The 22,946-nt window shown below is 60.7% G+C and carries 21 protein-coding genes; all 21 read left to right on the forward strand.

The window, feature by feature from the left end; all coding sequences use genetic code 11:
* Window positions 1–165 precede the first annotated feature (165 nt).
* Window positions 166–909, forward strand: a complete 744-nt coding sequence (locus VGI36_06425; GenBank protein ID HEY2484764.1) for a succinate dehydrogenase cytochrome b subunit — start codon at window positions 166–168, stop codon at window positions 907–909.
* On the forward strand, window positions 909–2,834 hold the full coding sequence (locus VGI36_06430) for a fumarate reductase/succinate dehydrogenase flavoprotein subunit (protein ID HEY2484765.1): 1,926 nt from the start codon (window positions 909–911) through the stop codon (window positions 2,832–2,834). Before VGI36_06425 ends, VGI36_06430 begins: the two co-directional genes overlap by 1 nt.
* 2 nt (window positions 2,835–2,836) lie before the next feature.
* Window positions 2,837–3,634 (forward strand): succinate dehydrogenase/fumarate reductase iron-sulfur subunit, encoded by a 798-nt coding sequence (locus tag VGI36_06435; GenBank protein ID HEY2484766.1) that lies wholly within the window; start codon window positions 2,837–2,839, stop codon window positions 3,632–3,634.
* A gap of 270 nt (window positions 3,635–3,904) precedes the next feature.
* Window positions 3,905–4,849 (forward strand): malate dehydrogenase, encoded by a 945-nt coding sequence (gene mdh / locus VGI36_06440; GenBank protein HEY2484767.1) that lies wholly within the window; start codon window positions 3,905–3,907, stop codon window positions 4,847–4,849.
* Between the two features lie 17 nt (window positions 4,850–4,866).
* A complete protein-coding gene (gene sucC / locus VGI36_06445; GenBank protein HEY2484768.1) occupies window positions 4,867–6,030 on the forward strand; it encodes an ADP-forming succinate--CoA ligase subunit beta in 1,164 nt (387 codons plus the stop codon).
* Window positions 6,031–6,038: 8 nt separating this feature from the next.
* Window positions 6,039–6,926 carry a succinate--CoA ligase subunit alpha gene (gene sucD / locus VGI36_06450; GenBank protein ID HEY2484769.1) on the forward strand — a complete coding sequence of 296 codons (888 nt, stop codon included), beginning with the start codon at window positions 6,039–6,041 and terminating at the stop codon, window positions 6,924–6,926.
* Between the two features lie 113 nt (window positions 6,927–7,039).
* The gene (ndk, locus tag VGI36_06455) at window positions 7,040–7,456 is read left to right on the forward strand and encodes a nucleoside-diphosphate kinase (protein ID HEY2484770.1); all 417 of its coding nucleotides are present in this window, start codon (window positions 7,040–7,042) and stop codon (window positions 7,454–7,456) included.
* 143 nt (window positions 7,457–7,599) lie between these two features.
* Window positions 7,600–8,691, forward strand: a complete 1,092-nt coding sequence (gene rlmN / locus VGI36_06460) for a 23S rRNA (adenine(2503)-C(2))-methyltransferase RlmN (GenBank protein ID HEY2484771.1) — start codon at window positions 7,600–7,602, stop codon at window positions 8,689–8,691.
* 61 nt (window positions 8,692–8,752) lie between these two features.
* On the forward strand, window positions 8,753–9,619 hold the full coding sequence (gene mtnP / locus VGI36_06465) for an S-methyl-5'-thioadenosine phosphorylase (GenBank protein ID HEY2484772.1): 867 nt from the start codon (window positions 8,753–8,755) through the stop codon (window positions 9,617–9,619).
* A 33-nt stretch (window positions 9,620–9,652) separates the two neighbouring features.
* The gene (locus tag VGI36_06470) at window positions 9,653–10,576 is read left to right on the forward strand and encodes a PfkB family carbohydrate kinase (protein ID HEY2484773.1); all 924 of its coding nucleotides are present in this window, start codon (window positions 9,653–9,655) and stop codon (window positions 10,574–10,576) included.
* The gene (locus VGI36_06475; protein HEY2484774.1) at window positions 10,561–11,499 is read left to right on the forward strand and encodes a glycosyltransferase family 2 protein; all 939 of its coding nucleotides are present in this window, start codon (window positions 10,561–10,563) and stop codon (window positions 11,497–11,499) included. Before VGI36_06470 ends, VGI36_06475 begins: the two co-directional genes overlap by 16 nt.
* A 5-nt stretch (window positions 11,500–11,504) precedes the next feature.
* A complete protein-coding gene (locus VGI36_06480; protein HEY2484775.1) occupies window positions 11,505–12,812 on the forward strand; it encodes a UDP-glucose/GDP-mannose dehydrogenase family protein in 1,308 nt (435 codons plus the stop codon).
* Complete coding sequence (locus tag VGI36_06485; protein HEY2484776.1) at window positions 12,812–13,759, forward strand: NAD-dependent epimerase/dehydratase family protein; 948 nt, start codon at window positions 12,812–12,814, stop codon at window positions 13,757–13,759. The genes VGI36_06480 and VGI36_06485 overlap by 1 nt, the downstream gene beginning before the upstream one ends.
* Window positions 13,737–15,563, forward strand: a complete 1,827-nt coding sequence (gene lepA, locus VGI36_06490; GenBank protein HEY2484777.1) for a translation elongation factor 4 — start codon at window positions 13,737–13,739, stop codon at window positions 15,561–15,563. Before VGI36_06485 ends, lepA begins: the two co-directional genes overlap by 23 nt.
* Window positions 15,560–16,324: a signal peptidase I gene (gene lepB, locus VGI36_06495; protein HEY2484778.1), complete on the forward strand. Its 765-nt coding sequence runs from the start codon at window positions 15,560–15,562 to the stop codon at window positions 16,322–16,324. Before lepA ends, lepB (VGI36_06495) begins: the two co-directional genes overlap by 4 nt.
* A 21-nt stretch (window positions 16,325–16,345) precedes the next feature.
* Window positions 16,346–17,062, forward strand: a complete 717-nt coding sequence (gene lepB, locus VGI36_06500) for a signal peptidase I (GenBank protein ID HEY2484779.1) — start codon at window positions 16,346–16,348, stop codon at window positions 17,060–17,062.
* A 19-nt stretch (window positions 17,063–17,081) separates the two neighbouring features.
* Window positions 17,082–17,693 carry a hypothetical protein gene (locus tag VGI36_06505; protein HEY2484780.1) on the forward strand — a complete coding sequence of 204 codons (612 nt, stop codon included), beginning with the start codon at window positions 17,082–17,084 and terminating at the stop codon, window positions 17,691–17,693.
* 159 nt (window positions 17,694–17,852) lie between these two features.
* The gene (gene pyrR, locus VGI36_06510) at window positions 17,853–18,395 is read left to right on the forward strand and encodes a bifunctional pyr operon transcriptional regulator/uracil phosphoribosyltransferase PyrR (GenBank protein ID HEY2484781.1); all 543 of its coding nucleotides are present in this window, start codon (window positions 17,853–17,855) and stop codon (window positions 18,393–18,395) included.
* 19 nt (window positions 18,396–18,414) lie between these two features.
* Window positions 18,415–20,361 (forward strand): aspartate carbamoyltransferase catalytic subunit, encoded by a 1,947-nt coding sequence (locus VGI36_06515; GenBank protein HEY2484782.1) that lies wholly within the window; start codon window positions 18,415–18,417, stop codon window positions 20,359–20,361.
* A complete protein-coding gene (locus tag VGI36_06520; GenBank protein HEY2484783.1) occupies window positions 20,358–21,722 on the forward strand; it encodes a dihydroorotase in 1,365 nt (454 codons plus the stop codon). Before VGI36_06515 ends, VGI36_06520 begins: the two co-directional genes overlap by 4 nt.
* Complete coding sequence (gene carA / locus VGI36_06525; protein HEY2484784.1) at window positions 21,722–22,927, forward strand: glutamine-hydrolyzing carbamoyl-phosphate synthase small subunit; 1,206 nt, start codon at window positions 21,722–21,724, stop codon at window positions 22,925–22,927. Before VGI36_06520 ends, carA begins: the two co-directional genes overlap by 1 nt.
* The last annotated feature ends 19 nt before the right edge of the window (window positions 22,928–22,946 follow it).

Here is a 22,946-nt window from a genome sequence, read left to right on the forward strand (position 1 = left end):
CGGGGTGCTAGTAGAGCCACGCTGCGCGGAGGACCAGGAACTGGGTGACTTAAGTACGACTCATTTGCAGATATCCTTAATATAAGTTAGTCTACTTCCCTGATTGGCCCGAAAACCCGAGCTCGTAGCGTCCGCCTGGAATACTGAAGAAGGCAGGATCTATAGATGGCAGCATCAAGTGCACCAACCGTGCGGGCAACAGAAAAATCCGTGATGCTTGCGACCCATCCGCTCGGAGCTTTCTGGGCAACCGCAGTTGGCAAAAAGCTCGTGATGGCGGTGACCGGCGCGATCATGATCGCATTCGTGCTGGCCCACATGCTCGGTAACCTCAAGATTTTCGCCGGCCCCGATGAGATCAACGCCTACTCCCGGGCCTTGCGTACCCTGGGCCAGCCGGAGCTCGGCTACGGCGATGCGCTGTGGATGGTGCGCGTCGTGCTGCTCACCGCCGTGACCCTTCACATCGTCGCCGCGGTGCAGTTGACCCGGCTCAGCTGGAATGCGCGTCCCGTCACCTACCAGTATCGGAAAAGCGTCGAGACTACCTGGGCCGCAAAGACCATGCGCTGGGGCGGTTTGCTGCTCGCCCTGTTCATCGTTTTTCATATCCTTCACTTCACGGTGGGCGCCGTCGGGTTCGCGCCCGGGCAGTACCGCGACCTCCATGTCTACCAGAACGTGGTCGCCGGATTTTCCGTATGGCCGGTGGCAGTGCTTTACATCATCGCGATGGCGGCGCTTTGCCTCCACCTCGACCACGGCATCTGGAGCTTCTTGCAGACTTTCGGTTGGAGCACGACGCGCAACGTCGCGACGCTGCGCGCCATCTCACGGATTATCGCAATCGTGATCTTCGCCGGCTTCGTCTCGGTACCGCTCAGCGTGATGACCGGGTTGGTCCGCTGATGGAAGCCACGACGCTGGATGCCAAGATTCCCTCAGGTCCAATCGAAAGGAAGTGGGACACCTGCCGGTTCGAGATGAAACTGGTAAATCCCGCCAACCGCCGTAAGCACTCCATCATCGTGGTCGGCTCGGGTCTCGCCGGCGCTGCCGGCGCCGCTTCGCTGGGCCAGCAGGGCTATCACGTTGACTGCTTTTCCTATCACGACACTCCGCGGCGCGCTCATTCGATCGCCGCCCAGGGCGGAATCAACGCCGCCAAAAACTATCGCAACGACGGCGACAGCATCTATCGTCTGTTCTACGACACGGTCAAGGGTGGAGATTTCCGTTCGCGCGAAGCAAACGTGTACCGCCTCGCGCAACTGAGTGTGAACATCATCGATCAGTGCGTAGCGCAGGGCGTCCCGTTCGCGCGTGAGTACGGCGGGTTGCTCGACACCCGCTCGTTTGGGGGCGTGCAGGTGTCGCGCACCTTCTACGCCCGCGGACAAACCGGCCAGCAGCTTCTGCTCGGTGCCTACCAGGCGCTTGAGGAGCAGATCGCCGCCGGCAGCGTGCAAATGCATGCGCGCAGCGAGATGCTCGATGTAGTAGTTGTCGATGGCAAAGCGCGCGGCATCGTGACGCGCGATCTGGTGACCGGCGCCATCGAGTGTCACGTCGCCGACGTGGTGGTGCTCGCGACCGGCGGTTATTCCAACGTCTTCAATCTGTCGACCAATGCTAAAGCATCGAATTGCACTGCCATCTGGCGTGCCTATCGTCGCGGCGCGTACTTCGCCAATCCGTGCTTCACGCAGATTCATCCGACCTGCATCCCGCTCACCAGCGAGCATCAGTCCAAGCTCACCCTGATGTCGGAGTCGCTGCGCAATGACGGCCGGGTGTGGGTGCCGAAAAGAAAGGACGACCGGCGCCCACCTAATGAGATTCCGGAAGACGAGCGCGACTACTACCTCGAGCGACGCTACCCGAGCTTTGGCAACCTGGTCCCGCGCGATATTGCATCGCGTGCTGCCAAGGAAATCTGCGACGAGGGCGGCGGAGTGGGACCTTCCGGGCAGGGCGTCTACCTGGACTTTCGCGATGCGATCCAACGCATGGGCCCGGAGGCGGTGCGCGAGAAGTACGGCAACCTGTTCGAAATTTACGAAAAGATCACCGGCGAGGATGCGTACCGGGTGCCGATGCGCATTTACCCCGCGCCGCACTACACCATGGGCGGCTTGTGGGTCGATTACCACCTGATGTCGAACGTCCCCGGGCTGTTCGTGGCGGGCGAGGCGAATTTCTCGGATCACGGCGCAAATCGGCTGGGCGCCAGCGCCTTGATGCAGGGCCTCGCCGACGGCTACTTCATTATTCCTGCGACGGTGCCAAGTTACCTCGCGTCCAACCCGCTCCCCGCGCTGGACGCTTCGCACCCGGCCTTTCAGTCGGTGCGTGACGATGTCGACCAGCGTGTCGCTAGGTTGCTCGGCATCAATGGCACACGCAGTGCGGATTCTTACCTTCGTCAGCTCGGCAAGATTGTCTGGGACGATTGCGGAATGACGCGCTCGGAAGCCAGCATCCGGCACGCACTCGGCGAAATTACCAAACTGCACGAGGAGTTCTGGCGTGACCTCCGCGTGCTCGGGACCGGCGAAGAGCTCAACCAATCGCTGGAGAAAGCGGGGCGAGTCGCAGATTTCTTCGAACTGGCCGAGTTGCTGTGCATGGATGCACTGCACCGAAGGGAATCCTGTGGGGGTCATTTCCGCACCGAGAGCCAGACCTCCGAAGGCGAGGCGTTGCGCGATGATGCCCACTTCTCCTATTGCGCGGCGTGGGAATACAAGGGCGGCGATGGCGCCGCGCCTGCGCTGCACAAGGAGCCGCTGGTGTTCGAGTACGTGCATCTAGCGCAACGGAGCTACAAGTAGTCATGAACCTGCATCTCAGAATCTGGCGCCAGCTCAAGTCCACTGCCCCCGGCGAGTTCAGGGACTACCAGGTAAAAAATATCGCTCCCGACCTTTCCTTCCTGGAGATGCTCGATGCGCTCAACGAAGACCTGAGCGCGCAGGGCGAGCCCCCGGTGGCGTTCGAACACGATTGCCGCGAGGGCATCTGCGGTTCGTGCGGATTTCTAATCAATGGGGTCGCGCATGGCGGCCAGCGCGGCACGACCGTGTGCCAGCTCTCGATGCGATTCTTCAAGGATGGGGACCGTCTGATCCTGGAACCGTGGCGCGCCGCAGCGTTCCCAGTCATCAGAGATCTGGTGGTCGACCGCTCCGCCTTTGACCGCATCGTCCAGGCCGGCGGCTTCATCAGCGCGCCTACCGGAAGTGCCCCCGATGCCAACGCGATTCTGGTTCCCAAGGAAGCCGCGGATACATCATTCGATGCCGCCGCGTGCATAGGGTGCGGCGCCTGCGTCGCGGCGTGCCCAAACGCCGCGGCCATGCTTTTCACCGCGGCCAAACTGACCCACCTCAACCAGTTGCCCCAAGGTCAGCCTCAACGCGATCACCGCAGCCTGAGCATGGTTGCAGCGATGTCGCGTGAGGGGTTCGGCAGTTGCACCAACCATGGCGAATGCGAAGCCGTCTGCCCCAAGGAGATACCCCTGGAGTTCATCGGGGACATGAATCGCGACCTGATCCGCGCCAGCTGGCGTCGCCGCCGCGAGCCACTACCTGTCCCGTCGGCGGAATCTCCGAGCAATCGAGGATCTTGAAGCGTCTGTCCTCACCGCGCCACCCACAACGTGAGCTCCGCGCGCGGTATGCTCAGCGCATTGGAGAGTGCGGAGGTATTGCGCTCTTCGAGACAGGCGAACGACAATTCTTTGAGCTCCGCATGGTCGAACCTGACGATGACGCAATTGCTAAAGTGGCTGCGCTAGTTGACACTGGGAAAGGATCGCTGCGGCGACTTAAGATTGCTTCATAAGCAGATCCGCTAGTATAAGACTCACTTTCAGGAAGTCCATTCAGGGAGATCACCCATGGCTCGGAGAAAAATTGCCTTCATCGGCGCCGGCAACGTGGGCGCCACCTGTGCGCACCTGTGTTTCCTGCGCGAACTCGGCAATATTGTCTTGTATGACATCATCGACGGCCTGCCCCAGGGCAAAGCGCTCGATATGGCCGAGAGTGCGCCCGTGCTGGGCATCGATGCCGAGGTAGTCGGTAGTACCGATATCAAGGATATCGAAGGCGCCGATTGCTGCGTTGTTACGTCGGGGTCGCCGCGCAAGCCCGGGATGAGCCGCGACGATCTTCTTAAGATAAACGCCAAGGTCATGACTGACGTCGGTGCAGCAATCAAGCGGCACGCCCCCAACGCTTTCGTGATAGCGGTGACAAATCCTCTTGATGCCATGGTTACCCAGCTAAAGCGCACAACCGGCTTCCCCAAGCATCAAATCGTCGGACAAGCCGGCGTGCTCGACTCCGCGCGCTATCGAACTTTCCTGGGTATGGAGCTCAAGGTGTCGGTCGAGAGCATTAACGCGATGGTGCTCGGCGGACACGGCGACGACATGGTGCCGGTCCGCAGCTACACCACCGTTGGCGGCATACCGGTCGAACGCCTCATCACGGCCAAGCGCCTGGATGAGATCGAAGTCCGCACGCGCAACGGCGGCGGCGAAATCGTGAATTTGATGAAAACCTCGTCCTACTACGCGGCGGGAACTGCGGTATTCAAGATGGTCGAGGCATACATGCTCGATAAGAATGAACTGATGCCGTGTGCCGCGTATCTGGAAGGCGAGTACGGTGTCAAAGGGGTCTTCGCGGGGGTTCCGGTGGTGATCGGTGCCGGGGGGGTTGAACGGGTGGTCGAGATTCAGCTCACCGCCGGGGAAAAGAAGGCATTCGACAGTTCAGTCGCCCACGTGCAGGAACTCGTTGCTGCAATGGACAAGGTTATCGCGCAGGGTAACTGACCCGGAAGTTATCAAACATGAACATCCACGAATTTCAGGCCAAGCAAATCCTCGGACGCTTTGGCGCGCCAGTACCGAAGGGACAACCCGCTTCGACTCCCGACGAAGCCGCCGACGCTTTCAGGGCGCTGGGTCAGCCGCGAGCGGTCGTCAAGGCCCAGATTCACGCGGGCGGACGCGGCAAGGCCGGTGGCGTGAAACTGCTTTCCTCCGCCCAAGAAGCAAAAGACTTCACGGCCCAGCTTCTCGGTAAGACGCTGGTGACCCACCAGACCGGACCGCAGGGGAGGGTGGTGCGGCGCGTCTATGTCGAAGAAGCGAGCGACGTCGCGCGCGAGCTCTATCTTGGAATGCTGGTCGATCGCAAAGCCGGCATGGTCTCCGTAATCGCTAGCACCGAGGGCGGCATGGATATCGAGGAAGTCGCTGCCAAGACTCCCGAAAAAATCATCACCGAACCACTCGATCCTCTCCTCGGCGTGTCGCCTTTCCTCGGCAGAAAGATCGCATTCGCTCTAGGCCTCAGAGACAAGCAGGTTAATCAGTTTGCCGCGCTGCTCGGGTCGATTTACAAGGCGTTCCTAGAAACCGACGCCTCACTGGTTGAGATCAACCCCCTCGTGGTGACCAAGGATGGTCGAGTGCTGTGCCTCGACGCGAAAATGTCCTTCGACGACAACGGGCTCTTCCGTCATCCGGATATCCGCGAGCTGCGCGATCCGAACGAGGAAGACCCCGACGAGACCGAAGCCGCAAAGTACGATCTGAGTTACGTGCATCTCGATGGAAATATTGGGTGCATGGTGAACGGTGCAGGCCTTGCGATGGCCACCATGGATATCGTCAAGGTCTTCGGTGCCGAACCCGCCAACTTCCTCGATGTCGGCGGCGGCGCTAACACCGAGAAGGTTGCTGCCGCGTTTCGCATCCTCCTTTCTGACCAACGGGTTAAAGGTGTCCTGATCAACATCTTTGGGGGCATCATGCGCTGCGACGTGCTGGCACAGGGCGTGGTGGAAGCAGCCAGGCAGGTAAACCTGAACGTCCCTCTGGTAGTCAGGATGGAAGGAACCAACGTCGAGCAAGGTAAGAAGATTCTTGCCGAGTCGGGCATCAAGGTGATTCCGGCATCCGACATGGCCGATGCTGCGCGACGTATCACACAAGCGATCAAGGCCTAGGAATCGCAATGAGCATTCTCGTCAACAAAAACACTCGGGTCCTCACCCAGGGCATCACCGGAGCGACCGGCCAGCTTCACACCCGAGCGTGCAAGGAATACGGCACCCAGATGGTCGGTGGTGTGGTTCCCGGAAAGGGCGGTACCGATTTCGAGGGCATTCCGATCTTCAACACGGTCGAAGAGGCGCGCAACGCGACCGACGCCAACGCGACGGTGAGTTACGTTCCTCCTCCGTTCGCCGCGGATGCGATCGTGGAGGCGGCGGCGGCAGGAATCGAGCTCATCATCTGCATTACGGAGGGCGTGCCAGTCCTCGACATGGTCAAGGTCAAGGCGTATCTGGCCGGCACCCGCTCACGCCTGATCGGTCCGAACTGCCCGGGAATCATCACCCCGGGCGAGTGCAAAATCGGCATTATGCCGGGCTACATCCACAAGCCCGGTGACATCGGCGTCGTCTCACGCTCAGGAACTCTCACCTACGAGGCGGTTTACCAGCTGACTCAACTGGGCCTCGGTCAATCGACCTGCATCGGTATTGGTGGTGATCCGATTGTCGGGACCACCCACATCGATGCGTTGAAACTGTTCAACGAAGACCCCCAGACCCGCGCAGTTATCATGATCGGCGAAATCGGCGGAACCGCCGAAGAGGAGGCGGCGCAATATATAAAGCAGAACTTTAAGAAGCCCGTAGTCGCGTTCATCGCCGGGCAAACCGCTCCCAAAGGCCGGCGCATGGGGCATGCCGGTGCGATCATCTCGGGGGGAAGTGGAACCGCCGCGGATAAAATCGCCGCGCTCAGGGCTGCCGGAATCTCAGTCGCGATGAGCCCCGCCGAACTCGGCATCACCATGAAGCAGGTGCTCGAAGGAAAGACGGCCCACCAGTAGTCAGCTTGGCTGACCTGACGTCTGGTGCCGGTGCGGGAAGAGCGGGGTGGGGTAAATCACAGTTAATCCGCGCTGCCTATGAAATCCTCCTAGATTTAACGGGAGCGAATTAAATGGAACGAACCCTAGCGATCGTAAAACCCGATGCCGTCCAACGTGGCCTCGCCGGCGAAATTCTCAAACGCATCGAAGCGCAGGGGCTCGCGGTAAGCGCGGTAAAGAAGCTCCACCTGACTCGCGCGCAGGCGGAACGGTTCTATGAGGTTCACAAGGACCGGGCGTTCTACCAAACGCTGTGCGACTACATGACCTCGGGCCCAGTCGTTATAGCGGTGCTGTCCGGCGAGCAAGCTATCACCCGGTGGCGAACAGTTATGGGTGCCACCGACCCGGCCAAAGCCGCAGCCGGCACCATCCGCAAAGACCTGGGAGTAGACGTCGAAAAAAACGCGGTACACGGCTCCGACGCTCCAGAAACCGCCGCGCGCGAAATAGCCTTCTTCTTTAGCGCCATCGAACTTCTGACCTAACCGATTGGGTCCGCGTTTGGGAAATTGGAGGCGGGCTGGAGCGCGGAGATTTCAAGCATTGCCCCCTGGCGGCGACTCGACGGGTAGCCACGGGTTCGACCTAAGCCTGCTTTGATCCGCGGTTTTCCGATAAAATCCCGCACGTGACCGAAGCAATCGCAGCTGCTCGCGGAGAGGACACCGGATTAAACGCGCTGCGCGACCTGCGGGATCTCTCACTCGAGGAACTGGAAGAAACCGTGGTCGCTGCCGGCGAGCGGGCGTATCGGGCCCGTCAGATTGCGCATTGGCTGTATCGCCGCAACGTGGACTCCATCGATGCAATGCACGATTTGCCGGCAGCGCTGCGAGCTTTCCTCAACCATCGCTTTAGACTCCCACCGGCTCTGGTTGCGACGGTGCGTCGGTCCAGCGATGGCACCCGCAAACTCCTTGTACGTCTAACCGACGGCGAGGAAATCGAAACGGTCATTATTCCCGCTGGCAATCGCATTACCCTCTGCATGTCTTCCCAAGTTGGTTGCGCCATGCGTTGTGCGTTCTGCGCAACCGCGCGCATGGGGCTGCATCGAAACCTCAGCACCGGCGAGATCGTCAGTCAGATTGGCGCGGCTCGCCAGGAGCTTGGCGCCGACGAGATCCTCACCAACTATGTTTTCATGGGCATGGGTGAGCCGCTGGCGAACTATCCGCGCCTGTCGCAGGCGCTGAAAATCATGACCGCGCCCTGGGGAATGACGATCTCGCCGCGAAGAATCACGGTTTCTACGGTGGGTTTGCCGCCGACTATGGCTCGCTTGCTGGCTGAAACCTCGGTCAATCTGGCTGTGTCGCTGCATGCCACAACGGACGAGGTCCGCAATCGCCTGGCGCCGATCAACCAACGTTATCCGCTAGCGCAACTGATCGAGGCTTGCTCGCGGCTGCCCCTTCGGCGCCGCAGTCGAGTCACCTTCGAGTACGTGATGCTCGCGGGAGTGAACGACTCGCCCGCCGACGCGAGCCGCCTAGTCAAGTTGCTGGCGCCGGTTCGGGCCAAAGTGAATTTGATCTGCTTCAACTCGTTTTCAGGATCCGGCTTTCAGGCAAGCTCGCGTTCCACCCTGGAGGCCTTTCAAGCCATTCTGCATAAAGGTAACTTGACGGCTACCATTCGCGAGAGCAGGGGACGCGACATTGCGGCCGCGTGCGGGCAGCTCTACGCAGAGCCTCATACAGAGACCTTAAGCCAATAGTCAATCTCAAGGACGGCTCCGCAGCGCGCGGCGACTGACTCCGCAGAGATCGGAAGGATAGATGACCACAACCACAATCGGCGTGATCGGAGGAAGCGGCTTTTATCAGATGCCCGCGCTGGAGCGGGTCGAGCAGATCGAAATCGACACGCCCTTTGGCAAACCTTCGGATCCGTTCTTGCGGGGCCGCATCGGGGACGCCGAAGTCATATTTCTCTCGCGCCACGGCAAGGGTCATCGCATCTTGCCCAGCGAGATAAACTTTCGCGCCAATATCTTCGGAATGAAGACGCTCGGCGCGCAGTACCTGGTATCGGTCAGTACCGCGGGCAGCTTGAGAGAGCGGATCAAACCGGGCGAGATGGTGGTTCCCGATCAGTTTATCGATCACACTTGGCGACGCCCCAGCACCTTCTTCGGCAACGGCATCGTCGTGCATGTTTCGCTCGCCGATCCGGTCTGTCGGCAGCTGTGCTCGGCCCTCGCCGCGGCGGCGCGCGGGGCCGGCGCAACGACCCATGAGGGAGGGACGTATCTCTGCATCGAGGGCCCACAATTCTCTTCGCGCGCCGAATCACACCTCTATCGTTCCTGGAACGCCGACGTGATCAGCATGACCGCAATGCAGGAAGCGCGGCTCGCGCGCGAAGCTGAGCTTTGCTACGCAGTCCTGGCCCTCGTGACCGACTACGATTGCTGGCATGAGAGCGTCGCCGCGGTCGACATCGGAGAGATCTTGCGAGTCATGCGCCTCAACGTCGAAACCGCCCAGCAAGCGGTGGCCGGGCTCGCGCGGATCATCGCCGCCCGCGAGCGAACCTGCCCTTGCTCCAGCGCGCTGGAGGGCACCATTATCACCGACCGAAGCGTTATCCCCCCGCGACTCGTCGAGGATCTTCGGCCTTTAATCGGCAAGTACCTGAAATAGCTTTCTCGCTTGATGAAACGATAGGAGCACTCGATGAGCATCGTGGTTGTAGGATTCTTGGCGTATGACACGGTCGAAACCGCTGCCGGCAAGGTTGAGGAAGTCATGGGGGGCGGCGGCAGCTATTTTTCAGTGGCGGCAAGGTTCTTTTCGCCGGTTAGCATCGTTGCGGTGGTGGGCATGGACTTCCGGCAGAGTGATCTTACGTTCTTCAGCGAGCGGGGGATCGACATTCGGGGAGTGGTGACGCGCGAGGGAAAGACCACGCGCTGGCATGGCCGCTATCACGAGGACCTGAACAGGCGCGACACGATCAAGCTTTCGCTCAACGTGCTCGAAAATTTTACGCCCGAGTTATTGCCCGATCAGCGCCGCGCCGACTACGCGTATTTGGCGCCCAACGATCCAGATCTGCAGGAACACGTGCTCGATCAACTGCAGAGCCCCAAGCTGGTGGCGGCGGACCTCTACGATTACTGGATCGAAAACACTCGAGAGGGATTGGCCCGCGTCCTTCCCCGCATTCAGATCCTGCTGTGCAGTGATGGCGAGGCTCGCCTGCTGACCGGGGAGCACAATCTCGTTAAAGCCGGGCGCGCGATCCTGAAGATGGGTCCTGAAACAGTGCTCATCAAGCGCGGCGAATACGGGGTCCTCCAATTCAGCAAAGCGGGGATGTTCGCCGTGCCCGCCTATCCACTCGAAGATGTCGTCGATCCAACCGGAGCCGGGGATACTTTCGCCGGCGGGTTGATGGGATTCCTGGCGCGCCATGGCCGGATGAGCGAATCCATTCTCCGTACCGCAGTCGTTTACGGGAGCGTGATGGGCTCCTTTGTCGTTGAGGACTTTTCCCTCCAGCGCCTCGAGAAACTCACCTGGGAGGAAATCGAAAAGCGCTACCGCGCCTTCGTCGAGCTAACCGACTCGCATCACGCGCGATGGATCTCTCAATAGTCGTCCCGCTTTTTAACGAGCGCGACAACCTGACTCCGCTCCACGCGGAGCTCGCGCGTACCCTCGCCGAGCTGGGACGGCCTTACGAGGTATTGTTTATCGACGACGGTTCCGACGACGGCAGTCTGGAAGTGCTGCGCACGATTGCCGGGACTGACTCGCGGGTCCGGGTAATCCGGCTGGCACGCAACTCGGGGCAGACCGCGGCACTCGCCTGCGGGTTTGCGCGCGCGCGCGGTGAGATGGTCGTAGCGCTAGACGCTGACGGCGAAAATGACCCGGCCGATATTCCCAAGCTGCTCGCTGCTCTGACCGACGGTTATGACCTGGTCAGCGGATGGAGAACCGGACGCTGGGGGCAGGCGGCGCTGTCGCGGCGGTTGCCGTCGATCGCGGCGAACGCGCTGATTTCTCGCATTACCGGCGTCCGCCTGCACGACTACGGATGCACCTTGAAGGCCTATCGCGGCGACCTGGCGCGAGGGTTGCGCCTGTACGGCGAAATGCACCGCTTCGTGCCCGCCATCGCTGCGGAGCAGGGTGCGCGCATCACCGAGGTCGAAGTCGGCTTCCGCCCGCGCACCTCCGGGGCCTCGAAGTACGGCGTGGGGCGCGGTCTGCGGACGCTGCTTGACCTGATAACGGTCAAGTTCCTGTCCGGATATTCAACCCGGCCGATCCAGGTCTTCGGCACGATCGGCTTCGTTCTCGGTGCGCTGGGTTCATTGTGGACCGCATGGCTGGTGTTCGAGAAAGTGGTTTTGGGTCATAACCTCGGCGACCGGCCGGCGCTGTTACTGGCGGTTTTGCTGGTGGTGGTTGGAGTACAATTCGTGAGCATCGGACTGCTTGGCGAAATGCTGGCGCGAACCTATCACGAATCGCAAGGCAAACAGACCTACGTGATCAAAGAGGAATTCTAGGGCGCATGAATATCGCAGTGGTAGGAACCGGCTACGTGGGATTGGTAAGTGGCACTTGCTACGCCGAGAACGGCAACGATGTCGCGTGTGTGGATATCGATTCCCGGCGTATCTCCGCACTCACGGAAGGTAAGATTCCAATCTACGAACCCGGTCTGGCGGAACTGGTGCGCCGCAATCTGAACGAAGGCCGCATCCATTTTTCGCTCGATGTTCGTGGAGCGATCGGGCAATCGATAGTCACGTTTGTTGCGGTGGGAACACCGATGGGGCAGTCCGGGGCGGCCGACTTATCCAGCGTGTTCAGTGTCGCAGAGGAAATCGCCAAAGCGGCCCAGGGCTATCACGTTGTGGCGATCAAGAGCACAGTCCCGGTTGGCACCAATGACCAGGTAAAAGACCTCCTGGTGCGGCTGGGCCGGGCGGATATCGATGTCTGCTCGGTCCCGGAGTTCCTCAAAGAAGGGTCGGCGGTGGAAGATTTCATGCGCCCCGACCGGGTGATCATCGGTAGCCGGTCCGATCGCGCGACCGCTATCTTAAAGGACATTCACTCGCCCTTTGTGCGCACCGACAATCCTATCCTGGTGATGGATCCGAAGTCCGCGGAGTTGTCCAAGTACGCGGCGAACTCGTTTCTCGCGGTCCGAATTTCCTTCATCAATCAGATGGCCAATCTTTGCGAAACGGTTGGTGCGGACATCAACGCCGTACGCCGCGGGATGGGTTCCGACCGCAGAATTGGATCGCAGTTTCTTTTCCCCGGCATCGGCTACGGCGGGTCGTGCTTCCCTAAGGACGTCCAGGCGCTCATCCATACCGCCGACCAGAAGCAACAGGATTGCTCGCTGCTCAAAGCGGCTGAGAGTGTGAATCTGCAGCAGAAACGGTTGCTGCCAAAGCGAGTTACAGAACATTTCGGCAACGACCTGAGCGGGCGCAGTTTTGCGATTTGGGGACTCGCCTTCAAGCCGCGCACTGACGATATGCGCGAGGCCCCCTCACTGGTGGTGATTGAAGAGTTGCTCGCGCGCGGCGCTAAAGTCCGGGTTCACGATCCGGAAGCGCTGGAAAGCGCCCGCAAGCTGCTCAATTCCAAAGTCAGTTTTCACAAGACTAACTATGAGGCCCTCAAGGGCGCGGATGCCTTGCTCATCTGCACCGAATGGAACGAATTTCGACGACCCAACTTCCAACGCATCAAGGCCGAACTCAAGCAGCCCGTGATATTCGACGGCCGCAACCTGTATGATCCCGAACTAATGAAGGCGTTGGAGATCCGCTACTACTCGGTGGGAAGGCCGGCGGTCTGATGGCTATGCGCATACTGGTCACCGGCGGCGCGGGATTTATCGGCTCTAGCACGGTTGATGCCCTGGTCAATGTGGGCGCGGGGGAGATTGCGGTGCTGGACGATCTTTCCGCAGGAAAGTGCGAGCAACTTAATGCCAAGGCACGCCTTTACCAGGCCAATTTGTGCGACGCAGCCGCCGTCCAGGACGTCATGGCGCGCGAGCGGCCCGAGGTCATCTATCATCTCGCGGCGCAGATGGATGTGCGCCGCTCGGTTGCCGATCCTGCCTTCGATGCGCAAGTTAACCTGGTCGGGTTTCTCAACCTGATGGAAGCCGGACGTCAGCACGGCCTAAAACGCTGCGTCGTTTCCTCCACCGGGGGAGCGATATACGGCGAACAGGAAACCTTCCCCTGCGACGAGGACCATCCGTGCCGCCCGTTGAGCCCCTATGGCATCGCCAAGCTTGCGACCGAGAAATATCTGTTTTTCTACCGAGCCCAATACGGGATCGATTACCTCGCACTGCGCTACGCCAACGTCTATGGACCACGGCAGGACCCACATGGGGAGGCGGGGGTGGTGGCGATCTTCTGCGGACGCATGCTCGAGGGCCAGCGCTGCACGATCTTCGGCGACGGGAAGCAAACCCGCGACTACACCTACGTAGGCGACGTGGTGCGCGCCAATCTCTACGCCCTGACGTCGAAGGCCTCGGGTCTCGCGCTCAACATCGGCACCGGCCGCGAGACCAGCGTCAACGAGTTGTATACGGCGCTGGCTCAAGTCGCCGGCGAAGCGCCGCTGGCGCAACATGCCGAGGCGCGTCCCGGCGAGCAGCTGCGCTCGGTGATATCGCCAGGGCGTGCGGCGGCGGAGCTGGGCTGGAAACCGGAAGTCGGGCTCGCCGAAGGATTGGAGCGGACCTTTAGCTATTTTCGCGATGCGCGCGGTCGCGGGCGTTAACATGACCGACGCGGCTTCGATTCGCAATTTCAGTATCATTGCGCATATCGACCATGGCAAATCGACCCTGGCCGACAGGCTCCTGGAGCGCACCGGTGCGCTCTCCAAGCGCGAGTTGAAGGAGCAATTCCTGGACTCCATGGACCTCGAGCGCGAGCGCGGTATCACCATCAAGGCGCGCTCGGTCCGCCTCAACTATCAATCGCACGATGGGCAAAACTACGTTCTCAACCTCATCGACACCCCCGGCCATGTCGACTTCGCCTACGAAGTGTCCCGCAGCCTGGCGGCCTGCGAAGGCGCACTGCTGGTGGTAGACGCGAGCCAGGGGGTGGAAGCACAGACCCTGGCCAATGTCTACCTGGCTATCGATCACGGTCTGGAGATTATCCCGGTCATCAACAAAATCGATCTCCCCAGCGCCGATGTCGACCGCACCCGAGAGCAGATTGAAAAAATTGTCGGCCTGGCTGCATCGGACGCGATACTAACTAGTGCCAAGGAAGGGGTCGGCATCGACGGCGTACTCGAAGCGATCGTCGCGCGAATTCCTGCGCCGCGGGTGGAAACCGACGCACCGCTGCGCGCGCTGATCTTCGACAGTTGGTACGACAGCTACGAGGGGGCGATCGGATTGGTACGGGTGTTCGGCGGAGAGTTGCGCCGAGGGATGGGCGTGCGCCTGATGGCAACCGACAAAACCGGAGAGGTGATGCGCCTGGGGCATTTCACCCCTCACGAGCATCAGGTCGATTCGCTTGGCCCCGGTGAGGTCGGATTCGTGGTCCCCGGCATCAAAGACGTTGGCGATATGCGGGTGGGGGATACGGTTACCGACGCAGCGAAACCTGCCTCGCAGCCGCTGCCGGGCTTCAAGGAACTCAAGCCGATGGTGTTTGCGGGTCTCTATCCGACGGAGGCCAATCAATACGGAGCGTTGCGCGATGCCATCGAAAAGCTCCGGCTCAACGATGCCTCCCTGGTCTGTGAGCCCGAAACCTCGCAAGCATTGGGATTCGGATTCCGCGCTGGCTTCCTTGGGCTACTGCACATGGAAATCGCACAGGAAAGGCTCGAGCGCGAGTTTGATATAAACCTCATCGTTACCGCGCCCACCGTCGCGTACCAGGTGCGGACCACGGCGGGGGAGACCGTGCTCGTCGATAACCCGACGCTGCTGCCGGCCGAGAACAGTCTCGAGGCTATCGAGGAACCCTTCATTCTCTCCTCCATCCATATGCCCGAGGAATTCCTCGGCGCGGTGATGAATCTCTGCGAAGAACGCCGCGGTGTCCAACGCGATATGCGTTTTGTAGGCGACAAGCGGGTGATCCTCCACTACGAGCTTCCCCTAGCGGAGATCGTTTTCGACTTCTACGATCGCCTCAAATCCGTAAGCCGTGGCTACGCGTCGCTCGATTACGAGTTTCTGGACTTCCGGGCCGGGCCTCTGGTTAAATTGGACATTCGAATCAATGGCGAGGTAGTCGACGCTCTGTCGGTCATCGTGCATCGTGACAAGGCCTACGAGCGTGGCAGGGCTTTGTGCGAGAAGATGCGCGAGCTGATTCCCCGCCAGATGTTCGAAGTAGCCATCCAGGCCGCCATCGGAGCGAAGATTATTGCGCGCGAGTCGGTCAAGCCGCTGCGAAAAAATGTCACTGCCAAATGCTATGGCGGCGACGTCACGCGCAAACGCAAGCTGCTCGAAAAACAAAAGGAAGGCAAAAAGCGCATGAAGCAGGTCGGAAGGGTTGAGATTCCGCAGGAAGCCTTTCTGGCCTTGCTGAAGGTGGGCGAGTGACGCCGCCCGTGGAAGATCCCGGGAGGGTACTCGCGTCGTCCGAGCAGCCTCCGGCTGACGACACCTTGCAAGTCGCCGCGTGGCCGAGGAAATCGGTCGCGCGTGAGTATCTCGAGGCGGTGCTAATCGCGCTGGCTCTCGCGCTGGTCATTCGCACCTTCTTCATACAGGCGTACATGATCCCCTCGGGTTCCATGGAACCGACGTTGCTGATCGGCGATCACATCCTGGTGAGCAAGCTGGCTTATGGGATCAGGCTGCCCGATTCGATTTTTGGCCTGCACCTCGTCGGCTTGCCACTCGGACGATACCTGGTGCACTTCGGAAATATCCACCGCGGTGATGTAATCGTCTTCGTTCATCCACAGGAGCGCGATAAGGATCTGATCAAGCGGGTGATCGGCCTCCCCGGCGACAAGGTCCAGATAAAAACTGGCCGGGTATGGCTTAACGGCAGTCCCATCAACGATCCACATGCGCACCTCGAGGTCCCCGATGGGCAGCGCTTCGAAGTTCCGCGCGACAACTTTGGCTTCATGGACGCCAGCGGAGCCATCGTTGGTCCGCTCGAAGTCCCCGCGGGGCGCCTATTTGTGATGGGGGACAACCGCGATCATAGCGAAGATAGCAGGTATTGGGGATTTGCCGACCAGAACGACGTGGAAGGGCGGGCGCTGGTGATTTACTGGTCTTGGGACGGTGACGCAAGCGGGCTGTTGCCAATTCGATGGTCGCGCTTCGGCAGATCGCTCAGTGAGTAAGAAGATCGGAAGGGGTCGGGCGTGGCACAACCAGTGCGAGAGCTGAAGTCGACGGAACCGCCGCGCGCGAGTACCGGTTCCGCGTCCCCACGACAGAAATCGGCGGCGCGCGAATATGCCGAAGCGCTCGCAATAGCCCTGGTACTTGCGATCTTTATTCGCACGTTTTTTATCCAGGCGTACAAAATTCCCTCAGGCTCCATGGAGCCGACCCTGCTCATCGGCGACCATATTCTGGTCAACAAGATGATCTATGGGGTCCGCATGCCGGACTCTATTTTAGGCCTGGAAATCCCGGGACTGCCGTACGGACAGTACCTGGTGCATTTCGAGGCGATCCATCGTAGCGACGTGGTGGTGTTCGTTTTTCCTCCCGACCGCACCAAGGATTTCATAAAACGCGTCATTGGGCTGCCGGGCGACACCATCCAGGTGAAGAACGGACACGTATGGCTCAACGGTCAGAGGATGGATGATCCCCATGGGCATTTCGAGGTTGCCGACGGGGACCGCTCGCCCATCTCACCGCGCGACAACTTCGGTCCGGTTCAGGTGCCCTCTGGAAAAATCTTTGTGATGGGGGATAATCGCGACCGCAGTTACGATAGCCGGTTCTGGGGGTTTGTCGATAAAAACGACGTTGAGGGTAAGGCGCTGATAATTTACTGGTCGTGGGACAGCGATCACGAGGGCTTGCTGCCGGTGCGCTGGTCACGCTTCGGGATGATCGTTCATTGACGGACGGAAGGAGGCTTGAGTGGCCGACCAAGCAGCGGACCGATTAGGAACGATGCTCGAAGAACTGGGGGTGCGGTTCGAGTTGGTGATTGAAGCGGTAACCGGGTTTGGCGGCCGCATCGACTCGCTGCGCCAGGAACTGCTCGGGCAGTTTGCGGAAGTCGGGGGACAGATTCGTTTCCTTTCCGACCAAATTGCGGAAAATCGCCGCGGCCTGGGCGTGCTCAGGTCGGACCTCGGCGCGGAGATGGTGCGGCTTGGTGAAACACTCGGTCGTACCCGCGTGGAATTCCGCGAACAGCTCAGCGCCGAAGCTACGCGCACCGTCGATACCACGGCCGCGCGCCTCACCACCGGCGCCGCCGCCGCCCAGGAGCAGGCGCAGCGCAATGCACAAACGATTGAGCACGAACTGGTGCGCGAAATGGCCGAAAGCGCCAAAGCATTGAAACGCGAACTTGCGTTGTCAGCCGAATCGACCACCAAGAAGCTAGCTATCGAACTCAACAAAACCAACAAAGCCCTGCTAAGCCTGGTACAAAAGTTTGATCGTTTCGACGATCGGATCACCATTCAGACCAGGGATCAGGACCAGCGCTTGAAAAAGCTGGAGCGCAAGAAGAGCGCCTGACCGTTCCACCGCGCCCGCCCCTTGACCCGAAGATCGCGCGCGGTTACAAAAGAAGTAACCTTTAATCCGCTACTGAGATAGCGGGAAGGTTGCACAGATGAATCACCTTTGCATTCAGCCTGGCTGCACCCGCAGTCGGGTTTTTTTTCGCGCGCGGCGATGAGCACCAAGCCGCAAATCGCCCTCGACGCTACCGCGGTCGCGCGTTCCATCAAGCGGATCGCGCATGAAATCGGGGAGCGCCACGGCGGCGCCCAAAACCTCGCACTCATCGGCATCGTGCGGCGTGGCGCCCGCTTGGCCGAGCGGCTCGCGGCCGAACTCGACGCGAACGGCGCGGGTAGCATCGCGGTCGGCACACTTGACATCTCTTCGTATCGCGACGACGGCAAAGGCAGCCCTGGAGATCCTCGGCTGCTCGGTCGCGATATTCCTTTTTCACTGGACCGGAAGCGGGTCGTGCTGGTCGACGATGTTCTCTACACAGGGCGCACCGTGCGCGCTGCCCTTGACGCGCTCGCTGACCTGGGGCGCGCAGAGTCGATTCAACTGGCCGTATTGGTGGACCGCGGTGAGCACGAGCTGCCCATTCGCGCGGACTACGTGGGCAAAAATATCAGGGCGCCGGAAGGCCAGCGCGTATACGTACGCCTGGCCGAGGTGGATGGTGCCGATGCAGTCGTGATCGGAAACGGAAAGTGACGCGCGGCGCGCAAGGTTGATGACCCGACTTGACAAAACCGACCTGGTATCGATCGACGATCTCACGCTGCCCGAGATCGAGCGGGTCTTCACGCTCGCGGACGAATTTGCCGAAGCGCTCGCGCGCGGCACGAGCCTCGCGCTCGCCAACGGTTTGATCATGGCGACGCTGTTCTACGAGCCATCGACGCGAACTCGCTTGAGCTTCGAATCGGCCATGCACCGGCTCGGCGGTGCGGTCATCAGCTCTGCCGATATGCGTGCGAGTTCCGCCGTCAAAGGGGAGAGTCTGGCCGACACGGTACGCATTGTAAGTGCCTACGCCGACCTCATCGTGCTGCGCCATCCACAGGACGGTGCCGCGCGGGTCGCGGCAGAGTATGCGCCGTGTCCGGTGCTCAACGCCGGAGACGGCAGTCGCGAGCATCCGACCCAAACCCTCTGCGATTTGTTTGTCCTGCGCCGCAAGAAGAAGAAGCTCAAAGGGCTCACGGTCGCGCTGTGCGGCGACCTGAAGTTCGGCCGCACCGTCCATTCCCTGATTTACGCGCTAGCCCGTTTCGGCGCGAACATCGTCGCGGTTCCGACCAGCGGGATGGACGTGCCGGCTTATGTCCTGGAGCGCCTGGCCGCGGAACGCAACTACAGCTTCTCCACGGTAACCATGGATGAGCTGAAATCGCTCGCCGGTGGACTCGACGCGCTGTATCTGACTCCCAGCGCTCCGCATCAGATGGCCCTTTTCACCGGCGACCTTGCACTCCACAAAGCGCCCGCGGGCGAGGCGCCGGCTTCGCTGGACGCCTTCTACGTTACCCGGCTGCAGAAGGAGCGGATGGCGGGTAAGGAAATCAAACCGGGCGATTACGTACGTTTCGATGCGCGGGCCCTCAAAACCCAGCGCACCCATGAGGCGGTGGTCATGCATCCACTGCCGCGTACCGATGAGCTCGCGTACGAACTCGACACCGACCCGCGTGCAGTTTACTTCGAGCAGGCTGCCGTCGGCGTACCGGTGCGGATGGCGCTGGTCGCGTGGCTCATTGAACAAAAACGTGACCAGCGCACCGACGCGAAACCGGCGGGCCAAAGTATTCGCTTCAAAGCCGAGCCGTATCCCCGCTGCGCCAATTCTAACTGCATCACTCGTTTCGAGGGTCCGCACCTGCGTCCGCGTTTCAAGCTGGCGCGCAACATGGACCGACAGGTGCTGCCGCTTCGCTGTGAATATTGCGAGCGGGAACTGAACGTCGAATTCGTCGGACATGCGCGCTCGCATCGCTACTACAAGTACGATGAGAATCTGTACGGCTATGTCCGACAATGGATCGAAGAACCATCTCTGGCGGTATTCGAAACCGTCAAGCAGGCCGAAGAACACGGCTACGAACCGTACCGGCGCGGACCGCAGCGCGAAGTCATGAATTCCGACGAGATTGCGCTCGCGGTCGAATCGCTGGCAGACCAGATAGCTGCCGACGTCAGTGACCTGACCAATGTCTATCTGATCGGAGTAGTGAGCCACGGTGCAGTCCTGGCAACCCGCGTGCGCGACGTGCTCGAAAAGAAGAGTGGAACTCGCGCCCCCTGTGCGGCGGTGGATGTTTACCGGTCTCAGGAAGCCATCCAGGAGTTGGATGGTGGAGCTCCTTTCGGGGTCGAAGGTCGCACCATCGTGATCGTCGATGACGTGATCAACAGCGGCTGGACCGTACAACGCGCCATGACCATGATCTGGCAGTACGGTCGGCCGGCCGCGGTGAGGTTAGCGGTGCTGATTGACCGGGGCCACCGCGCGGTGCCGATACGTCCGAACTACGTCGGCAAGAATATTCCTACCTCAGCGTCGGAACGCGTACAGGTTCGCCTCGCACCTTCGGGCCGCAACGGAAAACCCAAGGCGCCTGACCGCGCGATGATCTATTCGATGGTCGAGCCCGTTAAAACTGCAGAGCAGGTGAAATGACGGGGATCCTGTTGCGCGGCGGCTATGTAGTCGATCCGGCAACCCGGACCGAGGGCGTGTTCGACGTCCTCGCGGTCGACGACAAGATCGCTTCCATCGGCCCGTCGGGTAGCGTGTTGGCGCCTGAAGGCAGCGCTATTGTCGACGCGCAATCGTGCTGGGTGCTGCCGGGGCTGATCGATGTTCACGTACATATGCGCGATCCCGGCTTCCCCCAAAAGGAAACCATCGCCAGCGGTCTCCGCGCCGCAGCCGCGGGTGGGTTCACCACGGTGGCCGCGATGGCCAACACCCGACCCGTCAATGATTCACCGCAGGTCACCGGCTATATGCTCGAACGAGCACGCGCGACGCGCAGCGCGCAACTCGTCCCGGTAGCGGCCGTAACGCGTGGGCTCGAAGGACGGGCCGGCGTCGACTATCGGGCCATGACCGAGGCCGGCGCGCGACTCTTTTCCGACGATGGCATGCCGGTCGATGATGAGCCGCTCCTGACCCGCGCCCTGGATGAAATCAGCGCGCTCGGGTACGCGATTTCGTTGCACGAGGAGGACCGCAACCTTTCCTGCAATGGTGCAGTTAATGCCGGCGCTGCGGCCAAACGGCTGGGCCTCAAGGGTTACCCGAACGCGGCCGAAGCAGAGCGCGTCCAAAGAGATCTCGGCTTGGCGGTCGCGACTCGGGCACCGGTGCACATCGCGCACGTCTCGACCCGCGAATCGCTTGAGCTGGTACGCGAGGCTCGATGCCGGGGCGCGCAGGTCACCTGCGAAGTGACGCCCCATCATTTTGCGCTCGACGAGGCGGCGACGCTTCGCTGGGGTCCGAACGCTAAGATGAATCCGCCTCTCCGTGCACCAGGAGACGTAGAAGCGCTCCGCGCGGCAATCGCCGACGGAACCATCGACATGATTGCATCTGATCACGCTCCCCATGAACCGGCCGCAAAGCATCTCGAGCAACTCACGGACTTCTTCAGCCCCAACCGCGATGCTGATCAGCTGCCACCGCGGGTGGCAGAACTCTTCGCGGACTGTGCCAACGGCGTAGTGGGTCTTGAAACGTCGCTGGGCTTAGCGCTGCAACTCGTGCACCGATCTTTGATCGGTGCGGCGCGTCTGGTTGAGATGATGAGCTTGAATCCTGCCCGCCTCCTGCGGCTCGAGCGCGGAACTTTGGCCACCGGCACCGTTGCCGACATTACCGTAGTCGACCCCAACCTCGAGTGGGCCGTGGAACCGGATCGCTTTCGTTCAAAGAGTCGTAACACGCCCTTCATGGGAATGCGGCTTAAGGGAAGAGCGATTCTGACGATGGTCGGTGGCGAAATCGTATATGACGCCCGACGTGGAGACGCTTGATGGCTGCGCGCGATAAACGAGCCGCAATCCTGGCCCTCGCGGATGGAAACATCTATCGCGGTCTTGCATTCGGCGCGGTGGGCGAAGCCACCGGCGAGGTGGTGTTCAACACTTCGATGACCGGATACCAGGAAGTGCTCACCGATCCATCTTACAAGGGCCAGCTCGTGTGCATGACCTATCCCGAGATTGGCAACGTGGGCGCCAATCGAGAGGATGTCGAGTCGCGCCGCGTTTACGTCGAAGGATTTATCGTCCGGCAATGCTGCGAGCGGCCATCGAACTGGCGTTCCGAAGTCTCGCTCCACGAGTACCTGACAGAGGCGGGAATCGCCGGAATCGAAGGAATGGATACGCGCGCCCTGGTGCGCCACATCCGGACGCACGGAGCGCAGCAAGCCGTTCTTTCCAGCATCGATCTCGATCCGCAGTCGTTGGTCAGAAAGGCGCAGGCGTCGCCCGGGCTGGTAGGTCGGGACCTGGTCAGAGAGGTTACGTGCCACGAGGCGCACGATTGGGACCTTGCGGATTGGGAGCTGGGGCAGGGCTACCGGGCCATGACCAAGGAAGAGCTGCGCGATGCGCCGCGCGTGGTCGCTCTCGACTACGGAATCAAGTTGAATATTCTGCGCCGGCTAGTTGCCAGCGGCTTTCGGGTGCGGGTGTTGCCGGCAAATTCGAGTGCACAACAAATTCTCGCGGAAAGCCCGGACGGGATTTTTCTTTCCAATGGACCGGGCGATCCAGCCGCGCTGCTGTATACGCATCAGGCCGTCGCAGGCGTGCTGGGAAAGAAACCGGTCTTCGGTATCTGCCTCGGTCATCAAATCCTGGGCCTAGCCCTGGGCGGGCGAACCTACAAGCTCGATTTTGGCCATCACGGCGCGAACCATCCGGTGGTCGACCTGCGCAGCCAGCGAGTGGAGATCACTTCCCAGAACCACGGATTTGCCGTCGACACCGAGTCTCTGAAAGGACGAGCCGAGCTCTCGCATCTGAATCTCAACGACCGCACCGTGGAAGGGATGCGCGGGCAGGGTGTTCCGTTCTTCTCGGTGCAATATCATCCCGAAGCGTCACCCGGTCCTCACGATTCGAGTTATTTGTTTCGTCGCTTCAAGCGAGTGGTCGAGATGTTCCCCCGTTATGGCGTGGACACGCTCGATCGGGTTGCCGCCGAGGAGGCCGAAGACGCACGTGGATGACCGCTACCGTCGAGACTGA

Source organism: Candidatus Binataceae bacterium, assembly GCA_036495685.1.
GTDB lineage: Bacteria > Desulfobacterota > Binatia > Binatales > Binataceae > JAFAHS01.

Coding starts and splice junctions, on each gene's coding strand:
- VGI36_06425 (HEY2484764.1), top strand. CDS start 166: ATGGCAGCATCAAGTGCACCAACCGTGCGGGCAACAGAAAAATCCGTG.
- VGI36_06430 (HEY2484765.1), top strand. CDS start 909: ATGGAAGCCACGACGCTGGATGCCAAGATTCCCTCAGGTCCAATCGAA.
- VGI36_06435 (HEY2484766.1), top strand. CDS start 2,837: ATGAACCTGCATCTCAGAATCTGGCGCCAGCTCAAGTCCACTGCCCCC.
- mdh (HEY2484767.1), top strand. CDS start 3,905: ATGGCTCGGAGAAAAATTGCCTTCATCGGCGCCGGCAACGTGGGCGCC.
- sucC (HEY2484768.1), top strand. CDS start 4,867: ATGAACATCCACGAATTTCAGGCCAAGCAAATCCTCGGACGCTTTGGC.
- sucD (HEY2484769.1), top strand. CDS start 6,039: ATGAGCATTCTCGTCAACAAAAACACTCGGGTCCTCACCCAGGGCATC.
- ndk (HEY2484770.1), top strand. CDS start 7,040: ATGGAACGAACCCTAGCGATCGTAAAACCCGATGCCGTCCAACGTGGC.
- mtnP (HEY2484772.1), top strand. CDS start 8,753: ATGACCACAACCACAATCGGCGTGATCGGAGGAAGCGGCTTTTATCAG.
- VGI36_06470 (HEY2484773.1), top strand. CDS start 9,653: ATGAGCATCGTGGTTGTAGGATTCTTGGCGTATGACACGGTCGAAACC.
- VGI36_06475 (HEY2484774.1), top strand. CDS start 10,561: ATGGATCTCTCAATAGTCGTCCCGCTTTTTAACGAGCGCGACAACCTG.
- VGI36_06480 (HEY2484775.1), top strand. CDS start 11,505: ATGAATATCGCAGTGGTAGGAACCGGCTACGTGGGATTGGTAAGTGGC.
- VGI36_06485 (HEY2484776.1), top strand. CDS start 12,812: ATGGCTATGCGCATACTGGTCACCGGCGGCGCGGGATTTATCGGCTCT.
- lepA (HEY2484777.1), top strand. CDS start 13,737: ATGCGCGCGGTCGCGGGCGTTAACATGACCGACGCGGCTTCGATTCGC.
- pyrR (HEY2484781.1), top strand. CDS start 17,853: ATGAGCACCAAGCCGCAAATCGCCCTCGACGCTACCGCGGTCGCGCGT.
- VGI36_06515 (HEY2484782.1), top strand. CDS start 18,415: ATGACCCGACTTGACAAAACCGACCTGGTATCGATCGACGATCTCACG.
- VGI36_06520 (HEY2484783.1), top strand. CDS start 20,358: ATGACGGGGATCCTGTTGCGCGGCGGCTATGTAGTCGATCCGGCAACC.
- carA (HEY2484784.1), top strand. CDS start 21,722: ATGGCTGCGCGCGATAAACGAGCCGCAATCCTGGCCCTCGCGGATGGA.